22 protein-coding genes are annotated in these 25,762 nt (G+C 61.2%); 10 read left to right on the top strand and 12 right to left on the bottom strand.

Features of this window, described 5'->3' with window-relative positions; genetic code table 11:
• Positions 1-46: 46 nt before the first annotated feature.
• Both G502_RS19555 and G502_RS0109800 read right to left on the bottom strand, forming a co-directional pair.
• Positions 47-2,548 carry a penicillin-binding protein 1A gene (locus G502_RS19555; RefSeq protein WP_022728499.1) on the bottom strand — a complete coding sequence of 834 codons (2,502 nt, stop codon included), beginning with the start codon at positions 2,546-2,548 and terminating at the stop codon, positions 47-49.
• Between the two features lie 227 nt (positions 2,549-2,775).
• Positions 2,776-4,014 carry an N-acetylmuramoyl-L-alanine amidase gene (locus G502_RS0109800; RefSeq protein ID WP_022728498.1) on the bottom strand — a complete coding sequence of 413 codons (1,239 nt, stop codon included), beginning with the start codon at positions 4,012-4,014 and terminating at the stop codon, positions 2,776-2,778.
• A 516-nt stretch (positions 4,015-4,530) separates the two neighbouring features.
• Between G502_RS0109800 and G502_RS0109795 the strand changes: the two genes are divergently transcribed.
• Positions 4,531-7,494 (top strand): Rne/Rng family ribonuclease, encoded by a 2,964-nt coding sequence (locus G502_RS0109795; RefSeq protein ID WP_022728497.1) that lies wholly within the window; start codon positions 4,531-4,533, stop codon positions 7,492-7,494.
• Between the two features lie 126 nt (positions 7,495-7,620).
• Here G502_RS0109795 and fabI read toward each other — a convergent pair whose 3' ends face one another.
• From fabI to fabA, 3 genes are all read right to left on the bottom strand, one after another.
• Positions 7,621-8,448, bottom strand: coding sequence for an enoyl-ACP reductase FabI (fabI, locus tag G502_RS0109790; RefSeq protein WP_022728496.1), 828 nt, complete (start codon positions 8,446-8,448; stop codon positions 7,621-7,623).
• 39 nt (positions 8,449-8,487) lie between these two features.
• A complete protein-coding gene (gene fabB, locus G502_RS0109785; RefSeq protein ID WP_022728495.1) occupies positions 8,488-9,708 on the bottom strand; it encodes a beta-ketoacyl-ACP synthase I in 1,221 nt (406 codons plus the stop codon).
• Positions 9,709-9,831: 123 nt separating this feature from the next.
• Positions 9,832-10,356 carry a 3-hydroxyacyl-[acyl-carrier-protein] dehydratase FabA gene (gene fabA, locus G502_RS0109780; protein ID WP_022728494.1) on the bottom strand — a complete coding sequence of 175 codons (525 nt, stop codon included), beginning with the start codon at positions 10,354-10,356 and terminating at the stop codon, positions 9,832-9,834.
• Positions 10,357-10,580: 224 nt separating this feature from the next.
• On the opposite strand from fabA, the gene irrA reads away from it, so the two are divergent.
• The 4 genes from irrA (at position 10,581) to G502_RS0109760 (ending at position 13,779) form a co-directional block, all read left to right on the top strand.
• Positions 10,581-11,009, top strand: coding sequence for an iron response transcriptional regulator IrrA (irrA, locus tag G502_RS0109775; RefSeq protein WP_022728493.1), 429 nt, complete (start codon positions 10,581-10,583; stop codon positions 11,007-11,009).
• A 200-nt stretch (positions 11,010-11,209) separates the two neighbouring features.
• A complete protein-coding gene (locus G502_RS0109770) occupies positions 11,210-11,626 on the top strand; it encodes a rubrerythrin family protein (RefSeq protein WP_022728492.1) in 417 nt (138 codons plus the stop codon).
• Positions 11,627-11,777: 151 nt separating this feature from the next.
• Positions 11,778-13,139, top strand: coding sequence for a (Fe-S)-binding protein (locus G502_RS0109765; RefSeq protein ID WP_022728491.1), 1,362 nt, complete (start codon positions 11,778-11,780; stop codon positions 13,137-13,139).
• A 46-nt stretch (positions 13,140-13,185) separates the two neighbouring features.
• A complete protein-coding gene (locus G502_RS0109760) occupies positions 13,186-13,779 on the top strand; it encodes a DUF3501 family protein (RefSeq protein ID WP_022728490.1) in 594 nt (197 codons plus the stop codon).
• Between the two features lie 98 nt (positions 13,780-13,877).
• Here G502_RS0109760 and G502_RS0109755 read toward each other — a convergent pair whose 3' ends face one another.
• Complete coding sequence (locus G502_RS0109755) at positions 13,878-14,399, bottom strand: SH3 domain-containing protein (protein ID WP_081649764.1); 522 nt, start codon at positions 14,397-14,399, stop codon at positions 13,878-13,880.
• A 209-nt stretch (positions 14,400-14,608) separates the two neighbouring features.
• Here G502_RS0109755 and G502_RS0109750 point away from each other — a divergent pair, with 209 nt between their 5' ends.
• Positions 14,609-15,589: a 2-hydroxyacid dehydrogenase gene (locus tag G502_RS0109750; RefSeq protein ID WP_022728488.1), complete on the top strand. Its 981-nt coding sequence runs from the start codon at positions 14,609-14,611 to the stop codon at positions 15,587-15,589.
• Between the two features lie 85 nt (positions 15,590-15,674).
• On the top strand, positions 15,675-16,172 hold the full coding sequence (locus G502_RS0109745) for a BLUF domain-containing protein (protein WP_022728487.1): 498 nt from the start codon (positions 15,675-15,677) through the stop codon (positions 16,170-16,172).
• 15 nt (positions 16,173-16,187) lie between these two features.
• On the opposite strand, the gene G502_RS0109740 is transcribed toward G502_RS0109745, so the two are convergent.
• The 3 genes from G502_RS0109740 to fsa are packed head-to-tail and all read right to left on the bottom strand — an operon-like array spanning position 16,188 to position 18,566.
• Positions 16,188-17,153: a tyrosine recombinase XerC gene (locus tag G502_RS0109740; protein ID WP_022728486.1), complete on the bottom strand. Its 966-nt coding sequence runs from the start codon at positions 17,151-17,153 to the stop codon at positions 16,188-16,190.
• The gene (locus tag G502_RS0109735; protein WP_022728485.1) at positions 17,132-17,902 is read right to left on the bottom strand and encodes a DUF484 family protein; all 771 of its coding nucleotides are present in this window, start codon (positions 17,900-17,902) and stop codon (positions 17,132-17,134) included. Before G502_RS0109735 ends, G502_RS0109740 begins: the two co-directional genes overlap by 22 nt.
• Position 17,903: 1 nt before the next feature.
• Complete coding sequence (gene fsa / locus G502_RS0109730; RefSeq protein ID WP_022728484.1) at positions 17,904-18,566, bottom strand: fructose-6-phosphate aldolase; 663 nt, start codon at positions 18,564-18,566, stop codon at positions 17,904-17,906.
• 155 nt (positions 18,567-18,721) lie between these two features.
• Here fsa and G502_RS0109725 point away from each other — a divergent pair, with 155 nt between their 5' ends.
• The gene (locus G502_RS0109725; protein ID WP_022728483.1) at positions 18,722-20,959 is read left to right on the top strand and encodes a primosomal protein N'; all 2,238 of its coding nucleotides are present in this window, start codon (positions 18,722-18,724) and stop codon (positions 20,957-20,959) included.
• A 267-nt stretch (positions 20,960-21,226) separates the two neighbouring features.
• Entirely contained in the window at positions 21,227-22,567 is a 1,341-nt protein-coding gene (mgtE, locus tag G502_RS0109720) for a magnesium transporter (protein WP_022728482.1), read from the top strand.
• Here the strand turns inward: mgtE and G502_RS0109715 are convergent.
• Complete coding sequence (locus tag G502_RS0109715; protein ID WP_022728481.1) at positions 22,564-23,499, bottom strand: universal stress protein; 936 nt, start codon at positions 23,497-23,499, stop codon at positions 22,564-22,566. The genes mgtE and G502_RS0109715 overlap by 4 nt on opposite strands.
• Before the next feature lie 194 nt (positions 23,500-23,693).
• Here G502_RS0109715 and G502_RS22020 point away from each other — a divergent pair, with 194 nt between their 5' ends.
• Positions 23,694-23,867 (top strand): entericidin A/B family lipoprotein, encoded by a 174-nt coding sequence (locus tag G502_RS22020; RefSeq protein ID WP_022728480.1) that lies wholly within the window; start codon positions 23,694-23,696, stop codon positions 23,865-23,867.
• 123 nt (positions 23,868-23,990) lie between these two features.
• On the opposite strand, the gene G502_RS19550 is transcribed toward G502_RS22020, so the two are convergent.
• Both G502_RS19550 and G502_RS19545 read right to left on the bottom strand, forming a co-directional pair.
• Entirely contained in the window at positions 23,991-24,635 is a 645-nt protein-coding gene (locus G502_RS19550) for a class I SAM-dependent DNA methyltransferase (protein WP_162140967.1), read from the bottom strand.
• 90 nt (positions 24,636-24,725) lie between these two features.
• The gene (locus tag G502_RS19545) at positions 24,726-25,679 is read right to left on the bottom strand and encodes a LysR family transcriptional regulator (protein ID WP_022728478.1); all 954 of its coding nucleotides are present in this window, start codon (positions 25,677-25,679) and stop codon (positions 24,726-24,728) included.
• Positions 25,680-25,762: the final 83 nt, after the last annotated feature.

Raw genomic sequence — 25,762 nt, 5'->3', positions numbered from 1 at the left:
TGTGACTCGCTTGAATCGGCTAGCCTTATAACCGACCTGCCCAGGGCTAGTACAGCCCACCGGTGCTGCCATTGGAGGACGAGGACGAATCGCCGCCACTTACCGAGGAACCGCCAGTCGGTTCCTCGGCCAGTATGCTTCCGTCCGTGGTGATGCGCCGCCGATCCTCAGGGCCGGTGCCTTCCTGGAACGCTTCCCAGATCACCTGACCGCCCTGGCCACGGGCCGCTTCCCCGGTTTCGTGGATGACGCGGACCAGGCGAATGTCCTCGGGAATGCGGAAGGGTATCGGCGGTTCATCCTCCAGGGCATCCATCATGAAATCCCGGAAGATGGGGGCGGCAACCCGGCCACCGGCTTCGCCGCTGCCGAGACTGCGGGGCTGGTCGAAACCGACATAGACGCCCACGGCAAGGTCGGGCGAGAAGCCGACGAACCAAGCGTCCTTGTAATCATTTGTCGTACCGGTTTTTCCTGCAAGCGGTTTGCCTACCTGGGCCACGGTCGTTGCCGTGCCGCGCTGGACCACGCCCTCCAGCATGGAGACGACCTGATATGCACTGCCCGGGCTCACAATCTGTTCGCGGTCATCAGGCAGGCGTGGCGGGGCCTGGCCGTTCCATTCTACGTTCCGGCAAGCCTCGCAGGAGCGGTCGTCGTTCCGGAACAGTGTCTGGCCCAGGCGTCCCTGGACGCGGTCGATGAAGGTGGGTGTGATCTCCTTGCCGCCATTGACGAGCTTGGCATAGGCGGCCGTCAATCGCAGGGCTGTGGTCTCGCCTGCGCCAAGCGCAAGGGACAGGGTTGGCATCACGTCATGCTCGAAGACGCCGAAGCGCTCCGCCGTGTTGGCCACCTTCTCGATACCGACTGTCTGAGCCAGCCGCACGGTCATCAGATTGCGAGACTTCTCGATGCCAATGCGCATGGGCGTCGGTCCATAGAAGCGGTTCGTGTAGTTGCTGGGACGCCATTTGCCGAGCCCGGGGCCCTGGTCTGCCACGAAGGGTGCATCCAGGATTATTGTAGAAGGAGTGAAGCCATTGTTCAGCGCCGTCAGGTAGACGAAGGGCTTGAAGGAGGAGCCCGGTTGCCGCATGGCTTGGGTGGCACGATTGAATTCGCTTTGCGCGAAGGAGAATCCGCCCTGCATGGCAAGCACACGGCCGGTGTGGGGGTTCAAAGCTACCAGCGCTCCATTGACGGCTGGAATCTGGCGCAGGCCATAGTCCTGGACCGACGATTCTTCTTGAGCTTCTGCATTGTCCGCGGCGCTTTCTCCATCAGTTTGCTCGGCTTCCAGCGCTTCGACCAGGATAACGTCCCCAACTTCCAGAACATCGGACGGTGTTGAAGGCTGGGCGCCTACAGCCTGGTTTTCCAGTGCGGGGCGCGCCCAGGTGAGTTCCGACATCGGGATGCGGCCACGCGAGCCGTCCGTCAGGCCGATGCGCGCCTCGGATTCGTCGAGTTCCAGGACGGCGGCCATGTTCCAGGGTTCGGCAGACGGAGGAATGGGCAGTTCGTTCAGACTTTGGGCCCAGCCCTGCTCGCCGAATTCGATCTGACCCAGCGCCCCGCGCCAGCCGTGACGACGATCATAGGAAATCAGACCGTCGCGTAGGGTTTTACGTGCGATCTCCTGCAATTCCGGGTCCAGCGAGGTTCGCACGGACATGCCGCCGTTATAGACCTGATCGTCCCCGAACTGCTTGACCAGTTTACGGCGCACTTCTTCGGAAAAGAAGTCGGCGCGGGTAACCTCGGTTGCGTCGCGGCTGTGGATTTCCAGGTCGGCGGCGCGTGCGGTTTCAGCCTGTTCCTCTGTGATGACCTCGTCTTCCAGCATGCGCCCGAGCACCCAGTTGCGGCGCGCGATGGCCGCTTCCTTCTTGCGAATGGGGTGATAGTTGCTGGGGGCCTTTGGCAAGGCAGCCAGGTAAGCCACTTCATCCAGGGTGAGTTCATCCATGGATTTGTTGAAGTAATTGATCGCCGCCGATGCCACGCCATAGGAACCCATGCCCAGGTAAATCTCGTTCAGGTAAAGCTCGAGAATACGATCCTTGGGAAGGGCGCGTTCCATGCGGATCGACAGGATGGCTTCACGGATCTTGCGTTCGAGACTGACTTCATTGCTCAGAAGGAAGTTCTTCGCCACCTGCTGGGTAATGGTCGAGGCGCCTACGGGGCGCTGGTTGGTGCCCAGGTTCCGCAGATTGGTGATGGCGGCGCGGACAATGGACAGTACGTCAATGCCGGGGTGGCTATAGAAGTTCTGATCCTCGGCTGCGATGAAAGCCTGCTTCATCATGTCCGGCATCGCTTCCATTGGCACAAAGATGCGGTTCTCGATGGCAAGTTCGTCCAGCAGGCGTCCATCCCCGGCATGAACCCGAGTGACAGTCGGTGGCTGATAATCGGCCAGCTGCTCGTAATCCGGCAGGTCCTTGCCGTAATGATGAAACAGGTAGAGCCCGGCACCGGCGGCCACGACAAGGCCAAGCACGAGCGCACCGAAAAGTATGGAGAGAAGTCTTATGAACATACCGACCGTTCAGTTCACTTGCTGGGAAGGACCCTTCGAGGGGCGCCGTAGGCGTTCCACATCCGAGAGATCCCATTCACTTTCAGGATTATGGCATATCCGCGACAGTGTTGCATCGAATCATGAGATGGGCAGGTGACAGGTTTTTCAAATCACACAGGCTGTTCAAGCAATGCACAGGGGTGCTGCGGCCTCCGTGCGGAATGACCAGCGGATAGATTGGTGCTTCAGTTGCGGTTGTAGGCCTGCTGGACATCGAAGTGCCGGTCTATGGCCTGGAACAGGCCGTCGATCAGTCTCTTCCTGTGCGCGGCGGATTGCAGTTGCTGTTCTTCGGCGGGATGCGACATGTACCCGATCTCGAAGAGGACGGAGGGTACCGAAGTCGACTTGAGCACGGCAAAACCCGCGAAGCGATGGGTGTTGCGCAGCAAGTCCACACGCTTTCCCAACTCCTTAACGGTGACATTGGCAAAGCTCTTCGAGCTGTTCATGGCATCACGCCGCGCAAGGCTGATCAGGATCTGCGAGACGTCAGGGTTTTCGTTCGAGAGGTCGACTCCCGCAATCACGTCGGAGCGGTTTTCCTTGGCCGCAAGGGCGGCCGCTTCGGCATCTGAGGCGTTTTCGGACAGGGTGTAGACAGATGCTCCCTTCACCCGGCTTGAGGGGTTGGTGTTGGCGTGCAGCGAGATGAACAGGTCGCCGTTGTGTTTTTCTGCGATGTCCACGCGGCCGCGCAAGGGGATGAAGCGGTCATCGTCGCGGGTCATAACCACGTTGTAACGCCCGGATCCTTTCAGTTTATCCCGCAGGGCACGCGCGTAGGTCAGGACAAGGTCCTTTTCGCGTGTTCCGGAAACGCCGATGGCACCTGGGTCGACACCTCCATGTCCGGCATCCACGACAATGGTTGGCCGCCGGTTCCGGGCCGGCTTTTGCGGAGGCGATGGCATGGCAAGCGACGCTTGCCTGAGGGCATCGTCCGAGCGGTGGACCTTGCGTTGCGCGCGTTTACGAAAGACGGCCGGTTCGATCTCCGCCATGTCGACGACCAGGCGGTGCTGGCGTCCGTCACGCGGGGGAAGGGTCAGAATCTCTGCAACTTCCGCAGGCCGGGACAGGTCCAGAACCACACGACTCGTACCCGGCGTGAAGAGGCCATAGCGAAGGGCCGAAACAAGGCCTGCGGCCTGGGGAGTCGTTTCCTTCCGGTCGGGCCAATCCAGTTCAGGCAGGTCGATGACCAGTCTGTAGGGATCGTCGATGGTGAATATCCGGTACTGGGGGCGTTCACTGAGTTCCAGAACGAAGCGTGTCTTGTCCGGATGAATGCCGATTCGCGCGTCTTCGACAAGAGGCTTGGCGATCGCACTGCCGGCCAGAACCAGACTCGCAAGGAAAGCGAGAAACAGGAGAATTGGCGCCCTGACCGCGCTCGTTCTGTATGTGCGGTTGAAGATCATTGCCTATCTTCCTGAATAACCTTGCTTATCAAGGATAGCTTTCTGCTGGATACAGTGCAATGAAAATAGAAAGTTTTGACAGCTTTGTTGCGCAAAAGCATTGCCGTGACGCTTTTGCACTAATAGGGTAGGAGTTGCCTGAATGTTCGATGCAGGCAGAGCTTCTTCGAACATCTTCCGTGAAGCGGCCCGAAAGCAGGCGCGGCATTTCGATAAGGCGCCGCCAAGGTTCGCCGTTCATAGCGGCAGGTTTAGCAGGATTCGTCCAGGACGGCTCGCAACCCGATGATGGGTTGCCGCCCTTTCAACCGGGAAGTCGGTTACATGCAGAATCGCAGTCATAATTCAGCGCATGGCATGACCGGCAGGAGAGATAGTCTCACCTGGTGGAAATCGCAGTACCATTTCTGGAGCCGTTCGAAATGAAGTCTTACATTCAACTTATTTCCGCGTTGCCGGCAGCGCCACCCCTGATGGGCAAGGCCGCCGCCGGGCGCGAACTGGAGTCACGCTTTTATGGCACAACGCATGCTAATCGATGCCACCCGCCAGGGAGAAACCCGGGTGGTGGTGGTCAATGGCAATCGGGTTGAAGAATTTGACTACGAGACAGCCACCAAACACCAACTCAAGGGCAATATCTATCTTGCCAAGGTAACACGGGTTGAGCCTTCCCTTCAGGCCGCCTTTGTCGAGTATGGCGGAAACCGCCACGGCTTCCTGCCCTTCAGCGAAATCCATCCCGACTATTACCGCATCCCCATCGCCGATCGCGAAAAGCTCCTGGCCGAGGAAGCGGAGCAGCGCGCCCAAGAATCCCAGGGTGACGGGAATGGCGAGGACCAGGAGGACAGAAGCTCGCGTCAGTCCAGTCAGGCCAATGGCCGTGACGATGAGGATGACGAGCCGGGCGGCGACAGTTCCGTCGAGGAAGTTGCCACCGAGAACTCCGTGGACACAGTCGGCGGGGACGAGGACGATGAGGTCGAACGCCGCCGCATCCAGCTGCTGCGCCGCTACAAGATCCAGGAAGTCATCAAGCGCCGCCAGGTGATGCTGGTCCAGGTCACCAAGGAAGAACGTGGCAACAAGGGTGCCGCTCTGACAACTTACCTGTCCCTGGCCGGACGCTACTGCGTGCTTATGCCCAATACCGCCAAGGGCGGGGGGATCAGCCGCAAGATCAGCAATGCCGCCGATCGCAAGCGTCTGAAATCCGTGGTCTCGGAACTGGATATCCCGGACGGGATGGCCGTCATCGTGCGCACGGCCGGCAGCCAGCGCAATAAGACAGAAATTCGCCGTGACTACGAATACCTGCTGCGGTTGTGGGATGATATACGCAACAAGACATTGTCCTCCACGGCGCCCAGCCTGATCCACGAGGAAGCGAATCTGATCAAGCGGGCGATCCGGGATGTCTATACGCGGGACATGGAGAAGATCCTCGTGGAGGGCGAGGAAGGCTACAAGGCCGCCAAGTCCTTCATGAAGATGCTGATGCCCAGTCATGCGCGTCGGGTTGTTCAGCACACTGACCCTACCGCCCCGCTGTTCCACCGTCATCAGGTGGAAGAACAGCTTGAGGCCATGTACAGCCATACGGTCCAGCTCAAGTCCGGCGGGTCGATCGTTATCAATCCCACTGAAGCGCTGGTTTCGATCGACGTGAACTCCGGGCGCTCCACGCGGGAACGGCATATCGAGGAGACAGCGCTCAAGACCAACCTGGAGGCTGCCGATGAGGTGGCGCGCCAGTTGCGTCTTCGCGACCTGGCCGGACTGGTGGTGATCGATTTCATCGACATGGAGGATGGCAAGCATAACCGCGAGGTGGAGCGACGCCTGAAGGAGGCCATGCGCAATGACCGCGCACGGATCCAGTTGGGACGAATCAGTCCTTTTGGCCTTCTGGAGCTCTCGCGACAGCGCCTTCGCCCCAGCCTGTTCGAAACGGTGAACATCGCCTGTCCGGTCTGTCGAGGAACAGGGCACCTGCGTTCGCCTGACGCAGTCAGTTCCACGCTGTTGCGGGCCGTGACCGACGAGGCTGTGCGGCGAGGCGGCGGCAAGGTGGAAGTGCGCCTGCCGGTCGACGTCATGATGATGCTGTTCAATGACAAGCGCGAAGACCTGCGGCGTATCGAAGAACGCTTCGATCTTCAGGTGGTCGTGCAGCCGGACAGCGAGCTTGGTCCCCAGGACTTTTCCCTGCAGCGACTGAACTATGACTCCTCTGCTCCTCCCGGGGAAGCTGCACAGGTTGTGGAGCAGTCCGAAGCAGAAAATGAAGAGACGGAGTCTGCTTCCGAAGACGAGGACCGCGGCAAGCAATCCGATGAAGAGAGCGGCCGCCGCCGCCGTGGCCGTCGCGGAGGCCGCCGTCGCCGTCGTGGGGACGGCGAAGGCGAGGAGACGGAAACCCAGAGCAGCGACGACTCCGAGGACAAGGAGGAGGAAACAGTCACTGCTGAAGCCCGAGGGGGTGAGGACGCTCGAGGGGGTGAGGACGAGGAAACCGAAGAGCAGAAGAGTCGCCGTCGCCGCCGTGGTCGTCGAGGTGGCCGTCGACGCCGCGGCCGTCGAGATGGTGAGGACAACCAGCAGGCGGACTCTCGGGACGGCGAAGGCGCATCTGCCGATAGCGAAAGTGATGATGAAGCGGCACCGCAGCAGCCGTCCGATGAGCCGACTGCCGAAGCGACTGCCGATGCGAGCCCAGAATCCTCGGTAGACGGTTCGCAAAGTGACGAACAGGCTGCGGAAGGTGCTGAAGAAAAGCCGAAGCCCAGGCGCCGTACACGGCGCAGCCGGAAGCCGCAAGCCGAGGCTGCAGCGGCTGAATCGGGCGCTGGAGACAGTACCTCATCTGCCGCTGATGCAGAGGTCGCCACGCCTGCTGATGAAGACACACAGCAGGAAGAGGCCGCACCGGCCAAACCACGTCGAAGCCGTCGCCGGAAAGCTGCGGATGCCACCGAAGAGGCTTCTGCCGAAGGCGAGACAGCTGAGGAAGCTCCGAAAAAGCGTACGCGGCGCAGCCGCAAGAAAAGCGAGCCTGCAGTGGAGGCTGCTGAAGATTCGGCTGTGCCGGCTGCGCCAGCAGAGCAAGCAGAAGGTGAAGCGCAGGATAGCGAAGCTGGCGAGAAGCCGGTGAAGAAACCAGCCCCTCGGCGCAGGACTGCGACACGCAAGTCCACGGCCAAGAAAGTCGAGGAGGAGGCACCCCGCTCTGAGGAAGCCTCAGTGGACGAGTCTGGGACGGACTCCAACGCGGCCGCCTCGAGCAATGGCCAGACTCAGCCTGATACGCAGCAGTCCAGCCAGGAGGCTCAACCGGAAGAGACTTCGAGCGGAAATGGTCATGCTCAGGAAAGCGCTGAGCCTGAGCAAGCCTCCGAAAAACCGGAGGAGGCCGAGCAGCCTCAGCCCAAGAAGCGCCCACGCAAGCGTGGCTGGTGGAATCGCCTCTTGGAGTGATCATGCCGTTACGCTGACGAAAAAGCCCCGGTCGAAGGTCCCGACCGGGGCTTTTTTATGAAAATCTGCAGCCGTGAAACGGCAGTCTGGAAGACCGGAACTGTCTGGCGGTTGCCTTGCGGCCCCTCAATCGTTCGTACGGGCCTTGTCGACCTCGCTTTGTGTCATCCGCTGCGGACTGGGGATGCCGATCAGGTTGTAGCCGCAATCCACATAGTGGATCTCTCCGGTGACGCCGTCAGCCAGATCGGACATCAGGTAGAGGCCAGCGCCGCCAACCTCCTCCAGTTCGACGGAACGATTGAGAGGGGCCTGATCCCGGCTCCAGCCATAGGTGAAGCGCGCATTGGCGATGGCCGAGCCCGCCAGGGTGCGCATCGGTCCGGCCGAAATGGCATTCACGCGGATGTTGTTGGGTCCGAGATCGGTTGCCAAGTAGCGCACACTGGCTTCCAGGGCCGCCTTGGCCACGCCCATAACGTTGTAGTTCGGCGTGACGCGGGTGGCGCCCAGGTAGGTCAGGGTCAGCAATGCCCCGCCAGAGGTCATCATGGCCTGAGCTTCACGCGCGACCTCGGTAAAGGAATAGCAGGAAATCGCCATGGTCTTGGCGAAATTGTCCCGGCTCGTGTCCAGGTAGCGCCCCTTCAGTTCGTCCTTGTCGGAATAGGCGACAGCATGCAGCACGAAGTCCAGGCTGTCCCAGTGCTTGCGAAGCTCAGCAAAGGTATTGGCCACGCCGTCGCTGTCGTCCACGTCGCAAGGCAACAGGATATAGCTTCCCAGTGACTGGGCGAGCGGCTTCACGCGCTTCCCAAAGGCTTCTCCCTGGTAGGTAAAGGCCAGTTCGGCCCCGGCATTGGCAACCTCTCTGGCGATTCCCCAGGCGATCGAATGGTCGTTTGCAACCCCCATTACGAGGCCACGCTTGCCGCTCATCAAGCCCATGTTCATCCAGCCCTTTCTTGTCGTGTTGCAGAGATTGCCGGCGCGCTAGTCCCGAAGGCGCCGCATGGCCAGGGTGCAATTGGTGCCTCCGAAACCGAAGGAATTGGAGAGAACGCAGTTCAATTCGCCGTCCTCGCTCTTGTTCTGAACGATTGGAATGCCTTCGGCCTCCGGATCGGGGTCATCGATGTTGATGGAGGGTGCCAGGAAGCCCTCGTCCATCATCAGCAGCGAATAGATGGCTTCCGTGACGCCAGCTGCGCCTTGAGCGTGCCCGGTCATGGATTTGGTCGAGCTGATGCGGGGCAGGTCGTTGCCAAAAACCTGGCGAATGGACTGTAGCTCCGTACCATCACCAACCGGTGTCGAGGTGCCGTGGGTGTTGATATAGTCAACCCTTTGCCCCTCCAGCGTCTCCAGGGCTTGCCGCATGCACCGCACGGCGCCTTCGCCGGAAGGCGCGACCATGTCGTCCCCGTCCGAGGAGGCACCATAGCCGGCAATTTCGGCATAGATTTTCGCGCCCCGTGCCCTGGCGTGTTCCAGTTCTTCAAGGATCAGCACGCCGCCACCGCCCGAGATGATGAAGCCGTCGCGACCGGTATCATAGGGGCGAGAGGCCTTGTCGGGCGTGTCATTGTAGTGTGAGGACATGGCGCCCATGGCATCGAAGAGCATGGAAAGACTCCAGTGCAGTTCTTCGCCGCCGCCGGCAAACATGACGTCCTGCTTGCCCCACTGGATCATTTCCGCGGCATTGCCGATGCAGTGCGCCGATGTGGAGCATGCTGAAGAGATAGAATAGCTGATGCCCTTGATCTTGAACGAGGTCGAGAGATTGGCCGAGTTCGTCGAGGACATGCAGCGCGGAACCATGTAGGGGCCGATTCGCTTGATCCCCTTGCTTCGCGCGATGTCCGCGGCTTCGACCTGGTTCGAGGTCGAGGGGCCGCCTGAGCCCATGATCAGGCCGGTCCGCTCGTGGCTGACCTCTTTCTCCTCAAGGCCGGCATCGGCAATCGCCTGCTGCATGGCGATGTAGTTGAAAGCCGCACCGTCGCCCATGAAGCGGCGCAGGCGGCGGTCGATGTGATCTTCCAGGTTGATATCGATGGAGCCCTTGACCTGGCTGCGGAAACCCATTTCCGCATAGTCTTCCGCCTTCACGATACCGGAACGTCCCGCACGCAGGGAGTCGACCACTTCATCGCGGTTATTCCCGATGCTCGAGACGATTCCAAGTCCGGTCACGACAACGCGTCGCATGATATCATTCCTTAGTTGGCTGAATGGTGAGATCCGGGCAGTTTGCCACCCTGTACCTCCCGGGAGAAGAGGACAAGGCGCCGCAAGAGCTTGCCGCGTTCCTCGCTATCCCGGCGTCCGTCATTACCCCTGGGACACGCTTTCGGCCTGGAAAAGCCCAACGCGTAGATCCTTTGCCTCGTAAATGGGATTGTCGTCCGCCAGAACGGTGCCGTCGGCAATGCCCATGACGAGCTTGCGCAGGATCACACGCTTGAGGTTGAGCTTGTAGGTAACCTTCTTGATATCGGGCAGCACCTGGCCGGTGAACTTGACTTCGCCCACACCGAGTGCGCGGCCCTTGCCGGGTGCTCCCGTACGGCCCAGGAAAAATCCGACCAATTGCCAAAGCGCGTCCAGTCCCAGACATCCGGGCATGACGGGATCGCCTTCAAAATGGCAGTCGAAGAACCAGAGATCCGGCCTGACATCCAGTTCGGCAATGATCTCGCCCTTGCCATGCTCGCCGCCTTCTTCGCTGATATGCGAAATGCGGTCGAACATCAGCATGGGCGGTAGAGGCAACTGCGCATTGCCGGGGCCAAATAGCTTCCCGTGCCCACAGGCCAGAAGGTCTTCAAAACTATAGCTGTTCTTCTTTTCAGTCACAGGCTCACCTTAGGGAACTTGATGGGGATTGAAAAGCGGTGTTCCGGTATCTTTCTGTGCCGATATTCCGGGAGAGGGAATACCCGACTCAAGCGCTTACGGAAAGCCTCATTGACAGCCTGACATTCGAAATTGCCCATGGTCAACTTCGACTTCTTCCAATTAGCCGGTTAAGCGTTTGAAAAATACCTTTCATATTCCGCTTATTGCGTTATATTACGGGCATGACAACACAGCGACCCTATAGCGGATTGATTGATCGCCTGAAGGAGGCCGGCTTGCGGCCCACGCGGCAGCGGTTGGCCTTGGGCAAGCTTCTGTTCGAGACCGACGGGCAGCCTGTCGAAAGGCATGTGACGGCGGAGCAGCTGCATGCCGAGGCCATGGCCCAGGGTGTCCGTGTTTCGCTGGCAACCATCTACAACACGCTGAACCAGTTCACCGAAGCTGGGCTGCTGCGCGAGGTTGTCGTCGAGCCAGGTCGTTCCTATTTCGATACGAACATAGGCGATCATCACCACTTCTTCTTTGAGGAGAGTGGGAAGCTCGTGGACATTCCGGGCGAGGAGGTCCAGTTGAGTTCGGTGCCGACACCTCCCGAGGGCGCCAAGGTCCAGCGCGTGGATGTCATCATACGCGTTTCCGACGACTAGGTACGCCGGTAGCGAGCTCGATCCAGCAGCTTGCTGAAGCTGGGCCTTGTTCGGTTCTTTCCTTATCTCAGGCATTCCCAAAAATTTTAGAACCTGTCTAAAAATCTTGACAGGTTATTTTTTTTGTTCATAGGATTGGGCACAGAAGCCTGATGCTAGGCATAGGTAAAAAGTCCAGAAAGATTTGGGGAGAGATCAAGATGTCTTTGAAAGGTACGAAGACCGAGCAGAACCTGAAAGATGCCTTCGCCGGCGAGAGCATGGCCAATCGCCGTTACCTCTATTTTGCACAGAAAGCCGACGTCGAGGGCTTCAACGACGTGGCTTCTGTCTTCCGTTCCACGGCCGAGGGTGAAACCGGTCACGCGCATGGTCACCTTGGGTTCCTGGAAGAGGTCGGTGATCCGGCAACCGGTGAGCCGATCGGCGAGACCGAGCTGAACCTGAAGGCGGCTGTTGCTGGTGAAACCCATGAGTACACCGACATGTACCCCGGCATGGCGCGCAGCGCCCGGGAAGAGGGTTTCGACGAGATTGCCGACTGGTTCGAAACGCTGGCCAAGGCCGAGCGTTCCCATGCCGGTCGCTTTCAGAAAGCTCTGGAAACCATGAGCTGAGCAGGCTCGATCAAACGGGGCCCTGGCGAGCAGGGCCCCGTTTTTCGTTCGAGCTGACCTGCACTGGCTTGCGGCGCATGGCGGGATCGGCCGCCGTGCCGCGTGGGCTTGATGCTTCGCTGTTCCGCACAAGCCATTTCCGGAGTGAGATATGCGTGAAGGCAGTCTGGACGCCCCGGTGCGTCATCCCCTCGATTGGAATGACCCGGACTTCTATGACTGGGACAAGATTCACGAAGAAATGGAGCGCGTCTTCGACATTTGTCACGGCTGTCGACGCTGCTTCAATCTTTGCGATTCCTTCCCCAGGCTTTTCGACCTGATCGACGACGCCCCGAGCATGGAGTTGGATACCGTTGACAAGGCCGATTACAAGCAGGTCGTCGATGCCTGTACCCTGTGCGACATGTGCTTCATGGTCAGCTGTCCCTATGTCCCGCCACATGAGTTCGATGTCGATTTTCCTCACCTCATGCTGCGGTATCGGGCGGCCGAGATACACCATGGCAAGAAGGAAGGGCTGGCCGGTGAACTGACGAAGACGGATCGCAACGGCAAGCTGGGCACCGCATTCTCGGGACTGGCGAACTGGGCCAGCGATACCAAGAACGGCCTGACCAGACCGGTCCTGGAGTCCCTGGCCGGGGTAGATCGCAACGCGGCCCTGCCGAAATACTCTTCCAAGACGCTGGAGGCCGAGGCCAGCAACGACAGCCTGTCTGCTAATGACAAGGCCCCGGCGCATGGACGCAAGGCGGTAATCTACGCCACCTGTTTTGCAAACTACAACGAGACCTCCATTGGCCAGGCCGCGCGCCGGGTGCTGGCGCACAACGGTGTCGAAACCGAAGTGGCCTATCCCCAGTGCTGCGGCATGCCGCAGTTCGAGAAGGGCGAAATCGAGACCGTTGCCGAAGGCGCCAAGAAGGTCGCTGAGGAACTGTTGCCTTGGGTCGACAAGGGGCATGACATCATTGCACTGACTCCATCCTGTGCCTTGATGATGAAGTTCGAATGGCCGCTGATCCTGCCGGACAACGAGGATATCGCGCGCTTGGCCCGGGCCACCTATGACGTGACCGAGTACATTGTGGATATCGCGGGCAAGGAAGGCCTGGCTGAAGGGCTTGAACCCCTGGATGGCAGTGTGGCCCTTCATATTGCCTGTCATGCCCGCGCCCAGAACATGGGTAACAAGGCGCGTGAAATGCTGAAGCTGATCCCCGATGCCCAGATCAAGCAGCTGCCGCGTTGTTCCGGGCATGGTGGTTCATGGGGTGTGATGAAGGGCAATTTCGAAACGGCCCTGAAGATCGGTAAACCCGTGGCCAGGGACGTCTACAAGAACGCGCCCAAATATGTGGCCTCTGAATGCCCTCTGGCGGGAACCCATATCCTTCAGGGCATGGAGCGGATCGATGCCCAGACCAAGGAAGATGAGCGCAAACCCGTTCCCGAGATGTCCTATCACCCGATTGAACTCTTTGCTCAGGCTTATGGATTCAAGGCCTGAGCCGCCCTGTCCCCTGTTCAGGTAAACCGAAAGGAGCCCTGAGAAAATGTCCGCTCCGAAGAAAGAGATCACACGCGACGATATCTGGCCGTTGGAGAAATACGAGGCCGAACGCAAGCGTCTGCGCAGCGAACTCGTCAATCGCAAGAAACATCGTCGCTGCGATGTGGGGCCGGTCTGTACCTTCTATTTCGAGAACTACGACACCATGTGGTCGCAGATCCAGGAAATGCTCTATATCGAAAAGGGCGGCGAAGAGCAGATTGCAGATGAACTGAGCGCCTACAATCCCTTGATTCCCAAGGGGCGTGAACTTGTGGCGACCGTCATGTTCGAAATCGACGATCCGGTGCGCCGTGCGGCCTTCCTGTCCAAGCTGGGCGGTGTTGAGGAAACAGCATTCTTCGAGATCAACGGGGACCGCGTCCAGGGACAACCCGAGGAGGACGTGGACCGCACGACCGCTGACGGCAAGGCCTCGTCGGTGCAGTTCATACATTTCTCCTTCACCGATGCCCAGGTTGCGGCTTTCCGTGAAGAAGGCGCCAAGGTGATGCTTGGATTTACCCACGAAGCCTATGCCCACATCACGGTGCTGCCCGAACAGACGCGGGCCGCATTGGCAGCAGACTTTGACTGAGGCTGTCGGCTTCGCCTGATTTGCACAGAAAGAAAAGCACGGGAATGGAAAGCCTGGACGGCGGCCCTGCATTTCCTGGAGGGAATGCCTGAGGGCCGTCAGTCCAGTTCTTCGTTCTCGTAGGCGCCAAAAAAGGCAGTGCGCGGCAGCCAGCCTTCCAGCCCGGAAAAGGCGGCACGACACCAAGTGTCTTCACAGCTCTCCAGATTGCCCAAGGCACCGGGCTCCAGTTCTGCCACGGCTTCCGCGGTGTTCGAGGGGTGCTCATACAGCAGTATGCGGCGTTCGTCCTCGGCCCCTGGCAGGATGCGCAGAGTGCGCTTGCCGCTCAACATGGATTGGTGAACCCAGCCGACTGTCCCCTCCCAGTCGCGAATGCGCCGCCAGGTGGTGAATTCGTCGATGATTTCCACAGGCAGGCCACGGCGACGATAAACCCACTTTATGGGATAGCGTATTCCCGGCCCCTTGCGTAGGTTGATCTCGTTGGATTGAAGGGAGACGAAACGCGGGATGGGCAGGCCAGTGCGCCCTGGACGTTCCACTTCGCTGCGCTCGTTCGTCGTGCCAGTAGCTTCGCCTTCCTGGGCCCGTGGGGCGCCAAGTGCGACAAGAAGCATGAAAAATGCAGCCAGAATGAAGACAGGGATTGTGCGCACGATGGAACAGACCGAAGATTTCGTTCAATCTAGCTAGGCGGGTTCATCGATTCAGGTCAAGTCCCGCAGGCTGGACAAACGGCGTAGGCCCCTGCTAAACGCGCGTAATCGCCTGTCGAGTGGAGGCGTGTCGGGCGGAAAGTCATAAACCAGGCAACGGACGCAATTCCATGAACAAACCCAAGGTCATTGTCACCCGGCGGCTTCCGGACCTGATCGAAACCCGCATGATGGAGCTTTTCGATTGCCAGTTGAACCTGGATGACACCCCCATGGGACAGGCCGAGCTGATCGAGGCTGTGCGCAAGGCCGATGTCCTGGTTCCCACCGTGACGGATCGTATTGACTCCGCTGTTCTCAGCCAGGCGGGCGAACAACTGCAGCTTATCGCTTCGTTTGGCACTGGCGTCGATCACATCGACCTGAAGACGGCCAGGGCACGCGGCATTACCGTGACCAACACGCCAGGTGTCCTGACCGAGGACACCGCCGACATGACCATGGCGCTGATCCTTGCCGTCGCGCGCCGCCTTACGGAAGGCGAGCGCCTGGCCCGCTCGGGCGACTGGACGGGCTGGAGCCCCACCTCGATGCTGGGCCACCGCATCTGGGGCAAGCGCTTGGGCATCATCGGCATGGGCCGGATCGGACAGGCGCTGGCCCGCCGGGCCAAGGGTTTCGGCCTTTCGGTCCACTATCACAATCGGCGCCGGTTGCATGAGGATATCGAGAAGCCGCTGGAGGCAACCTATTGGGAAAGCCTGGACCAGATGCTGGCCCGAATGGACATCGTTTCGGTGAATTGTCCGCATACGCCGGCCACCTATCACCTCCTCTCCGCGCGCCGGCTGAAATTGATGCGGCCGGATTCGATCCTGGTCAATACGAGCCGCGGCGAGGTGATCGACGAAAACGCCTTGGTGCGCATGCTCGGATCGGGTGACCTGTCCGGGGCCGGCCTGGATGTCTTCGAGCATGAGCCGGCCATCAATCCCAAGCTTTTGAAGCTTTCCAATGTCGTGACCCTGCCGCACATGGGCTCGGCCACCATCGAAGGCCGTCATGCCATGGGCGAAAAGGTCATCATCAACATCAAGACCTTTGTCGATGGCCATACACCGCCGGATCGGGTGCTGGAGGCGATGTTCTAGGCTCTGTCCGAAAAAAAAGCGCGGCAACACGCACTTTGGCCCTTGCCGAAACGGAAGCGCGAAGCAGTTCTCTTACGAGGCCCCGATGAAGGAGGCCCGGCAAGACAATCCTCGCAGTATTTTCCAGACACTTTCCATGAAATCGAATATAGAAACTCCCTCACAGCCCTGTGAGTTGACTCTGCTGCTGTACGTTAGCAGCGCGAACAACCTGATGGGTGAAGATCATCTCGTCGACATTCTCCGCACCAGCCGCCGCAACAATCGAAAGCGGGGCATTACGGGGATGCTTCTCTATGTCGAAGGCAACTTCATGCAGGTTCTTGAAGGACCGAAGGCTGAGGTCTCGGCCCTGAAGAAAACGATCGGAAATGACACGCGGCACCACGGCATGACGGAAATCCTGAATCTGCCCGCTGAGAAGCGGCTGTTCGACAACTGGTCGATGGGGTTCAGGAGGCTGGATCGCGAAAACCTGGAGGAAACAGGTGTGACGAGATTTCTTCAGGGAAATCAGCCTGTTCATGCTCAAGATCCGACCGCTTTGCGCATTCTAAAGACCTTCCGCGAAAGCATGCGCTGAATTGCCTAGGTGCGCTCAGTCGCCGCGCCGGGCCCGCGGATGCGCCTGGTCGTAGACCCGGCGCAGGCCTGCGGCGTCCACTGCCGTGTAGCGTTGGGTCGTCGAGAGGGAAGCGTGGCCCAGCAGTTCCTGGATGGTGCGCAGGTCGCCGCCATCGGCCAGCAGGTGGGTGGCAAAGGAGTGACGCAGCGCATGGGGCGTTGCCTTCTCGGGCAGGCCCAGGAGTCCACGCAGCTGCTGCATGCGTCCCTGAATCACCCTGGCGGACAGAGGGCCGCCGCGCACGCCGCGAAACAGCGGTCGGTCCGGCGGCAGGTCATGTGGAGAGCTGTTCATGTAGTCCCGGATGGCTTCCCTGATCACGGGCAGCAGTGGCAGTTGGCGTTGCTTGTTGCCCTTGCCGGTGACCACAAGGCCTTCCTGGCCTGCGTCCGGCAGGTCTGCCGGGGTCAGGGACAATGCCTCGCTGATGCGCAGGCCAGCCCCGTAGAGAAGAAGCAGAACGGCCGTGTCGCGCTTGCCGATCCAGGGGCGTTCGTCGAGTTCGTGAACGGCCTCCATCGCGCTGCGGGCATCCTGTTCGTCGAGTGCCTTGGGTACCTGAAGGGCCAGGCGTGGGCTGCGCAGGGCGGTGATCGCGGGGTTGTCGAAATGTCCGTTTCGGGCCGCCCAACGATAGAAGTTGCGCAGTGTGGACAGCGCCCGGGCAGATGAGCTTTTCTGAAGACCGTCCAGCGTGCGCTTCGTCATCCAGGCTCGAAAATCTGCCGTGTTCAACCCGGCCAGAAGCTTGGTATCCGGCAGCTGTCCGTGATGGGCCCCCAGAAAGGACAGGAACGCGCCCAGATCGCGGTTATAGGCCTGGAGGGTATGAGTGGACATGCGCTTCTCATGGGCCAGCCAGCGCTGCCAGCTCTCGATGAGGTGCAGCAGGTCGCTGTTGGCCTGAAGGCCGGGGACTATTCCGGTATTTCCAGCCATCCGCGTATCAGTCGTTCAAGGCAGAGGCCCAGGAACTGCAGCAGTTCGGTGCCCTGACTGCTGGAGAAGTGATCCGGATCGCGGCTGCCCAGGGCCAGCAGGGCGGGGGGTGTGCTGGCGGATATCGACAGCCTGAGAAGCGCGTCGGACTGGACCAGCTCGCTTGCCGGGCCGAAGAGAGCGGGGTCCCCCGGCTGGTGGTCGCGCAGGACCACCCGGGCGGAGGGCCCGAACAGTGCATTGACGCTGTCGGCGGGCAAGCACTGGATGCGGCCGATGTGCATCTGAGGGACCTTGCCGGTCTCGTTCTCGACACAGAGGCTGGTGGCATCCAGGTCCAACAGCACCATCACCTCGTTGGAAATGGTTTCGATCAGGTGCTCGAAGGACTGTGCCGAGAGCAGGGTGACCACGGCTTCGTGGATCTTGTGCTGCGAGTGAAGATTGCCGCGCAGCGTTGTGACCATCTCGTCGCGCGTACGCCGCAATTCCTCGTTTTCCTGACGCAAGCGCAAGACCATGGCCTGCTGCATGTCGATCACACTGCGCCCGGCGTCCTTCAGGCCAGGCGTGGGCGGAGGGTCCAGGGAATCGAGAATATCCGGATGGCGGGCCAGGAAGTCCGGATGCCGGCGCAGCCAGGCCGCCACCATATCGGCATTGATCGCCGTGCGCGCCACGGCTTCGGAGCCGACGGGCTCCTGCGCCTTGGTTGGTTCCTGCGCGGCGTCTTGCCGTTTGCGTGTCATCTCACTTGCCCAGAATGCTCTGGCCCGTCTTGGCCCAGTCGGCCAGGAAGGCATCGAGCCCCTTGTCGGTCAGCGGATGCTTGAACAGCGAACGCAGAACCGCTGGAGGCAGGGTGGCCACGTCGGCGCCCAGTCGGGCCGACTCGACCACATGCATCGGTGAGCGCACGGAGGCGACCAGGACCTCGGTCTGAAGGTCCGGATAGTTGGCATAGATCTCGACGATCTGGCCGATCAGCTCCATGCCGTCTGTTCCGATGTCGTCCAGCCGCCCCACGAAGGGTGAGATGTAGCTTGCGCCGGCCTTGGCGGCCAACAGGGCCTGGACTGGAGAGAAACAGAGCGTGACGTTGACCTTGGTGCCCTCGTCGGACAGCGCCTTGCAGGTTTTCAGTCCATCAGGAGTCAGCGGGACCTTCACGCAGACATTGTCCGCCAGCTTGGCCAGGTGACGCCCTTCGGCCAGCATGGTTTCGTGGTCGGTCGCGGTGACTTCGGCGGAGACAGGCCCCGGTACGACAGCGCAAATCTGTTTGATGACCTCAAGAAAATCGCCGCCGTTCTTGGCGATCAGCGATGGATTCGTGGTAACGCCGTCGACAAGACCGGTCGCCGCAAGGTCGCGGATCTCGTCCAGATCGGCGGTATCGATGAAAAACTTCATGGTATGCTGTACTCCGGGTTTGCCTTTAGCCTTGCGGGGGGTGATAGAACCTCATGTCTTCTGCGTCCAGCCCTGATCCGGTGCCGCTCTTTCGGGCGACTGCCGGCCAGTGGGGCAGCCACAAGGCCCCTGTTCCTTGGAGTTCAGTCTAGCCCATGCTTTCCTCGCCTGCCAGCCTGAGTACGGATGCGCCGGTCATTGCCGGCGGGACGGTGGTGGCCGTCCTGCTGCCCCTGCCGCTGGATCAACCCTACAGCTATCTGTTGCCTGACGGGCTGTCCGCCCAGCCGGGGGCCATTGTCGAGGTGCCACTGGGCCAACGCCGCTTGCCGGGCGTCATCTGGCAGGAACAGGACCAGGCCGCCGTTTCACGGGACCGGCTGAAGTGCGTGCTGCGCGTTCATGACGTCCCCCCCATGCCATCCGTCCAGCGCCGATTCATTTCCTGGGTGTCCGGCTATACCCTGGCGCCGCTGGGGAATGTCCTGCGCATGGCGCTGTCGGTTCCGGCCGCCCTGGATCCGCCAGCCCCGCAACAGGTCCTGCAGCGCAGTGATCGCCCCCTACCGGATGACCTGCGACTGACCCCGGCCCGCCAAAGGGTTCTGGAGCTGGCAGGTCAGGGCTTCGCACATCCGCCCGGTGTGCTGGCCCGCGAGGCGGGGGTCAGTGCGTCCGTCGTAAAGGGCCTGGAACAGGCCGGACTGCTGCAGGCTGTGTCCAGGCGCCCGCGGCGCAGCTTCGCCCTGCCCGATGGGGCACGTCCCGGCCCCGTCCTGTCCGAGGGGCAGGCCGGCGTGGCCGAGGCGCTTTGCGAGCGTGTGGGGGAGGCTGTCTTTTCGGTAACGCTGCTGGATGGCGTGACCGGCTCGGGCAAGACCGAGGTCTATTTCGAGGCGGTGGCCCGGGCCCTGGCCCAGGGCCGGCAGGTCCTGGTCCTGCAGCCCGAGATCGCCCTCTCCTCGCAGTGGATCGAGCGCTTCGAGCGTCGCTTCGGCGTACAGCCGGCCCAGTGGCACAGCGATCTGACTCCGGCCCAGCGCCGTACGACCTGGCGAGCCGTGGCCGAGGGCGAGGCGCGCGTGCTTGTGGGCGCGCGCTCGGCGCTGTTCCTGCCGTTCCAGGATCTGGGTCTGGTGGTGGTCGACGAAGAGCATGACCCGGCCTACAAGCAGGAGGACGGCGTGATCTACCAGGCCCGGGACATGGCCGTGGTGCGGGGGCAGTTGGGCCAGTTCCCGGTCATTCTGGCCTCGGCCACGCCGTCCCTGGAGAGCGTCCTCAATGTCCAGGCCGGCAAGTATCAGCTGGCGGAACTGCCGGCGCGCCATGGCGGGGCCAGCCTGCCCGAGGTTTCTGTCCTGGACCTGCGCAAGGACCGTCCGGAACGCCTGCCCAGCGGCGGGCAGAGCTGGCTGGCGCCAAGCCTGCGCAAGGCCATTACCGAAACGCTGGAGCAGGGCGAGCAGGCCCTGCTGTTCCTCAATCGGCGCGGCTACGCCCCGCTGACGCTCTGTCGCACCTGTGGCCACCGGATCGAGTGCCCAGACTGCACAGCCTGGCTGGTGGAGCACCGCAAGTGGGGACAGCTGCAATGCCATCACTGCGGCTACCGGGCAGCGTTGCCCAGAACCTGCCCGTCCTGTGACGAAACCGACAGTCTGGTGGCCTGCGGGCCTGGTGTGGAGCGCCTGGACGAGGAAGTCCGCCTGCTGTTTCCCGATGCCCGCCACCTTCTGCTGTCCAGCGATACCCTGCCGGGACCGGCTGCCGCCCAGGACCTGATGCGGCAGATCCAGCAGCGTGACGTGAACCTGATCGTGGGCACCCAGATCGTCGCCAAGGGGCATCACTTTCCCTGGCTGACCCTGGTGGGCGTGGTCGATGCCGACCTGGGCCTGGGCGGGGGCGACCTGCGCGCCGGGGAACGCACCTATCAGCTGTTGCAACAGGTCTCGGGCCGCGCCGGCCGGGCCGAGCGCCCCGGGCGGGTCCTGCTGCAAAGTTACATTCCCGAACACCCCGTTTTACAGGCGCTGCAATCCGGCGACCGGGATGCCTTCCTGGCGCACGAGGCCGACACCCGGGAGCGCGGCTTCCTGCCGCCCTTCTCGCGCATGGCGGCGCTTGTCATCTCCGCGCCATCTGCCGAGCAGGCCGATGCGGCCAGCCGGGCCATGGCCAAAGCCGCACCCCAGGCCGAGGGTCTCGAGGTGCTGGGACCGGCCCCGGCGCCCCTGGCCGTCCTGCGCGGGCGGCATCGCCGGCGCTTCCTGGTCAAGGCCCGGCGTGACCTGGCGCTCCAGCGCTGTCTGGCGGACTGGCGTAACAGGGTCCGCTTGCCGGGGGCGGTGCGCCTGGCCATCGATGTGGATCCCTACAGTTTTCTTTGAGCGCATTGTGACAGGCTCCAGAGATGCGAATCATGATGCACGGCGCGGCAATGCTGTTATTTTGGCCGGGCTTGATTTCAGAGGTGATACAGCCATGGACGACCCGAGTAGGTGTTCCTGCAGGGTAAAGCCGAGAGACAGATCCGGGGCCGGGCCGTTGTCCGGCCGGAACATTGGTTGCTGGCAGAGCAGGCGATGAGGGGCAGGTGATCTGACAGCCGCCTCCCTTCGCGGCGCTCGGCAGCGCGCACACGGGGAGGCGGAAGAATGAGTGAAGACCTGCGTACGGACAGCCCCGTCGAGCTTCTTCTTCGGGATGATCCGGAAACCCTACGGGAATTCCTGGAGACCGCCCATCCTGTTGATGTGGCGTCGTTCCTCGAGGAGGTTTCGGCAAGTACGGCGCGCGAACATCTGCTGTCCCTTCCTCTGGAGCGCCGCACGGAAGTCTTCGGATACCTGACGCCCGGGACCCAGGTCTCCCTGGCGCACCTGCTTGACCGGCGGCATCTGGCTCGGATCGTGACCGAGATGGACGCAGACGACCGGGCCGATCTGTTCAACCGGCTGTCCCCCGAACAACAGGAAGCCTTGCTGCCGGGCCTGGCCCAGGCCGAGCGCGAGGATATCCGCCGTCTGGCCGCGCATGCCGAGGGTACGGCGGGGGCCATCATGACCTCGGATTACGTTGCCCTGCGCCCCGATCTTTCCGTTCGCGAGGCGCTGGATGTCCTGCGCAAGGAGGCCCCTGACAAGGAAACCATCTATCGTGCCTATGTGGTTGACGAACAGCGCTGCCTGCTCGGCTCGGTGCGTTTGCAGGAACTGATACTCGCACGCCCTGAAACCCGGGTTTCCGATGTGATGGAACAGGAAACCCTGGAAGTCGGCGTTGATGACGAGCAGGAGGATGTGGCCCGCAAGATTGCGCGCTATGACGTGATTGCCCTGCCGGTTGTGGATGATACTGGTCGGCTGGTCGGCATTGTCACGCACGACGATGCCCTGGATGCTCTGCAGGAAGAGGCCACCGAGGACTTCCACAGGATCGGCACGGTCGGCAAGCTGACGGAGAGTGTGCGCTCGGCCTCCGTGGGCATGCTCTACCAGAAGCGCATCTTCTGGTTGGCACTTCTGGTCTTCGGTAACCTCTTCTCCGGCGCCGGGATCGCCTATTTCGAGGATACCATTGCAAGCCATGTGGCCCTGGTGTTCTTCCTGCCCTTGCTGATCGGAAGCAGCGGCAACGCCGGATCCCAGGCGGCCACACTGATGGTCCGGGCGATTGCCACGGGCGATGTGGTGATGCGGGACTGGGGGCGCATGTTGGGGCGCGAGTTGATCGTGGCCCTCGCCTTGGGACTGACCATGGCGATTGCCGTTTCGGCCATCGGCTTTATGCGCGGTGGGATGGAAATCGCGATCGTGGTGTCCTTGACCATGGTTCTGGTGGTTCTGATGGGCAGCCTGGTCGGCATGTCACTGCCCTTCCTGCTGGACCGCATGAAGCTGGATCCGGCAACGGCCAGCGCGCCGCTGGTCACCACCATTGCCGATGCCGTCGGCGTCGTCATCTATTTCACCGTGGCGACAATGGTGCTGTTCTAACCTGCGCGCTGGGATCCTGTTCGGCTCCTCGACGGGTACGGGATCAAGAGGACGTCACAGGCGGCCTGACGCAACAGGCTGCGCGCAATGCTGCCCAGCAGGGCCTCCTTGAGCGCAGCCTGTCGCCGCAGACCGACAGCGATCAGGTCGACCCGTCCGTTGCGTGACAGGCTGATCAGCAGCTCTTCGGTGTCTCCCTGCAGGATTTTTAGCCCGGGTCTCCGGCCTTCCGGGGCGGGCAGGTCCCTTATGATGGCTTTCAGTCGGCTGCGTGCATTCTGCAGTCGAATGCGTTGATAGTCCTGAAGCTCTGCCTTGCTGGTTCCGCTCCGGATCAGGGTCTGTTCGAATACGAGGGGCAGGTTGTCCGCATGGACGACCCGGTGCTGGGCCTTTGGACAGATATCCATGCTGCTTTGCAGGATGACCAGCGAAGCCGGGGAGAGGTCCACGGCCGTGATGACACCCTGATAGGGCGCACCTGGCCGCTTTGTGAGCAGTACGGGCTGTTTTGCGTGGCGAGCCACATGATCCGTCGTGGAGCCCAGGAAACGCGCCTTGCTCCAGCCTTGTTCATTGAGCCCTACAACGATGAGGTCCGCTGAAATTTTGTGACTCACTGACAGGATCTGTTCCGCAGCGCGACCGTGGCGGACAAGGTGCGAGACGTCGGGTATTCCCTGTCTCCAGGACTGGGACAGTGACTTCAGGGCCTGCAGGCTGTCCTGTTCCAGTTGATCCTGGATGTCTTGCCGTTCTTCAGGAGGCATTGCATTAAAAAAGGGCGGCATTTCCTCGGGCTGGACATGCAGGATGCACAACGAGGCCCGGTGTGCGCGAGCCATCTGACAGGCACGCTGCAGACTGCATTCGGCCATCACGGACGGCTGGACGGCGACCAGGATCTGTTTCAGTGCTGCCGTGCTCTTCATGCTGTAGGCTTAACCGAGCCATGTGGCCTTCGCCAATGGCTTCGGCGCGGCTGGCCTGACGCCGCGGGGAGCAATGCCGATTGTGCGGATGCCCTTTATTCGTCACAGACCGGGGGCTCAGGTCTCTTGTTGAATAACCGAGGCGCGGGCCCATGTCCCTTGACCGTGGAATTCGAAACAGAAAGGAATCAATAATGACTCTTTCATCAGTTGCCAAGACACCGCTTCTCTTGGTGCTTCTTGCCTTTGGTGCCACTGCAGCGCTTTCTGCCTGCAATACCGTTGAGGGAATGGGGCAGGATACACAGGCTGTTGGCGAGGCCACCAGTGACACCGCCCGCGATGTCGAGGAAGATATGGAAGACTGAGTGCTTCGACAGCACTCTTCCGCCAAAGAGCGGCTGGGGCATTCACAGACGAAAGGCTGCCATCCTGTCGGATGACAGCCTTTCGTCATTCCGGTCCCGTTCCGGCCTATAGGGCAGATAAAGTCAGTTCACCTGGAACAGGAAATAGATGATGCCGATGTTGTCGGCATAGTCCGGGTGGCCCGGCAGATAGGGCTGTGAATCGGTGATCTTCACCTTCTTCCACAGGCCCTTGTCCTCCAGTTCCCGGGTCAGGGTAAGGAAGTCCTGCTCGGCCACCAGGTCATCGCGATGGGTGAACAGCAGATAGCCGCCGGGGCGCGTAACGCGGCAGAATTCCGTCAACAGACCCCTCATGTCCTTGATGTAGGTCAGGACCCCGATGGAGATGGTTGCGTCATAGAGATCGCTTTCCAGGGGCAGGGGATGCTTGTCCAGGTCGATGACCTGGACCGCGTTGTAGATTTCGCGTTTCCTGGCCAGTTCGACGGATTCGGGTGACAGGTCGCTGCCGTCGATGCGCCCGGTGTAACCGGCGTCGCGCAAGGCAAGTCCGCTGAGGCCGGTGCCGCAGCCAGCATCGAATATCGTTGCTTCGGTCGAGATCAGTGGCTTCAGCATCGCCGCCGCCTGCTTCGGCGCCTGGTAGTCCCAGGACTGCAGGGTTTCATCGTAGGACTCCGCCCACTGGTCGTAGTAGGCGCGCAGGTCCTCGCGGTCCATCTTGCGGATATCCTTCAGCCAGGAATGGTCTTCGTTTTCAGACACGGGTCTGATGTCTCCCTTGTTGTTCCTGAGTGCCGGGTTTTTCCCATGCTGTGGCCAGCCTTGCAAGGAAGGGGGCTGCATGACAGCCATTCAGAGGCCTTCACTGCCCTGTTGTGGCAGGCGGTCTGCCAAGGGAATTGCCTGCTCGGCGATCCAGTCGGCAACCTGGCGGGCCGGCCGGCTGGACAGGTTGTGCAGGACCAGGCCATAGCCCCGCCCGGAGCGTGTGAAGGCCTGGCCACAGGTCACCAACCGGCCTTCCTGCAGCAAGGGGTCCACCAGTCCACGCCAGCCCAGCGCGATACCCTTGCCCTCCAGGGCGGCCTGCTGCAGCAGGGGGTAGTTGTTGTAATAGAGCCGGACGTCGGCTTCGAAATCCTCGATTCCCTGCGCCTGAAACCACAGCGGCCAGTCGCACCAGCGCGACTCCTGTTCGTCCAGATGAAGCAGGGGCAATTCGCGCAAGCGTTCAGGCGCGAGCAGGTCATCCGGAACCAGGCCGTGACGCGTGGCAAAGGCGGGCGAACAGACCGGCTGGGCGGCTTCATGGAAAAGGAAGCGCAATGCGGAACCGCTGCGCTCGTGCCGTCCAAAGCGCACCTCCATGTCGGGGCGACGCTGCGGATTCACGCGCGGGTCATCCTCGGCACGAATGATGAAGTCTCGTTCTGGAAAGGCGACTTCCATCGATGGAAGCAAGGGCTCAAGCCACAAGTGTGCAAATCCGAAGGGTGCGGAAATGACAATGGGGGGTCTGGCCTGCCGTCCCGGCTTCATGTCCTCACTGGCCCCGGCAATGCTGTGCAGGGCCTGGGCAACCGTTTCGCAATAGCGTTGCGCCTGTGGCGTCGGCTTCAGTAGGCGCCCACTGCGCTGGAACAGGGGGCTACCCAGGTGCGTTTCCAGACTACGCAAGCGCTGGGATACGGCCGGTTGGCTGGTTCCCAGTTCCCTTGCAGCGGCGGTGATCGTGCCGCAACGGACCACCGCCTCGAAGGCGATGAGCGCATTCATGGGCGGAAGGCGGCGTGCCAGTGAATCCATAAGTCCACCTTATGAATTTCCTCAGCTCTTTCCAGCTTTTTTTCCCGGTTCCTGCGGCTCACCTTCTCTCCACGACAGGCACG

It is taken from the genome of Fodinicurvata sediminis DSM 21159 (assembly GCF_000420625.1).
Taxonomy (GTDB): domain Bacteria; phylum Pseudomonadota; class Alphaproteobacteria; order Kiloniellales; family DSM-21159; genus Fodinicurvata; species Fodinicurvata sediminis.
Note: the sequence above shows the minus strand (reverse complement) of the source record. Positions and strands in the feature narration are given on the sequence as shown.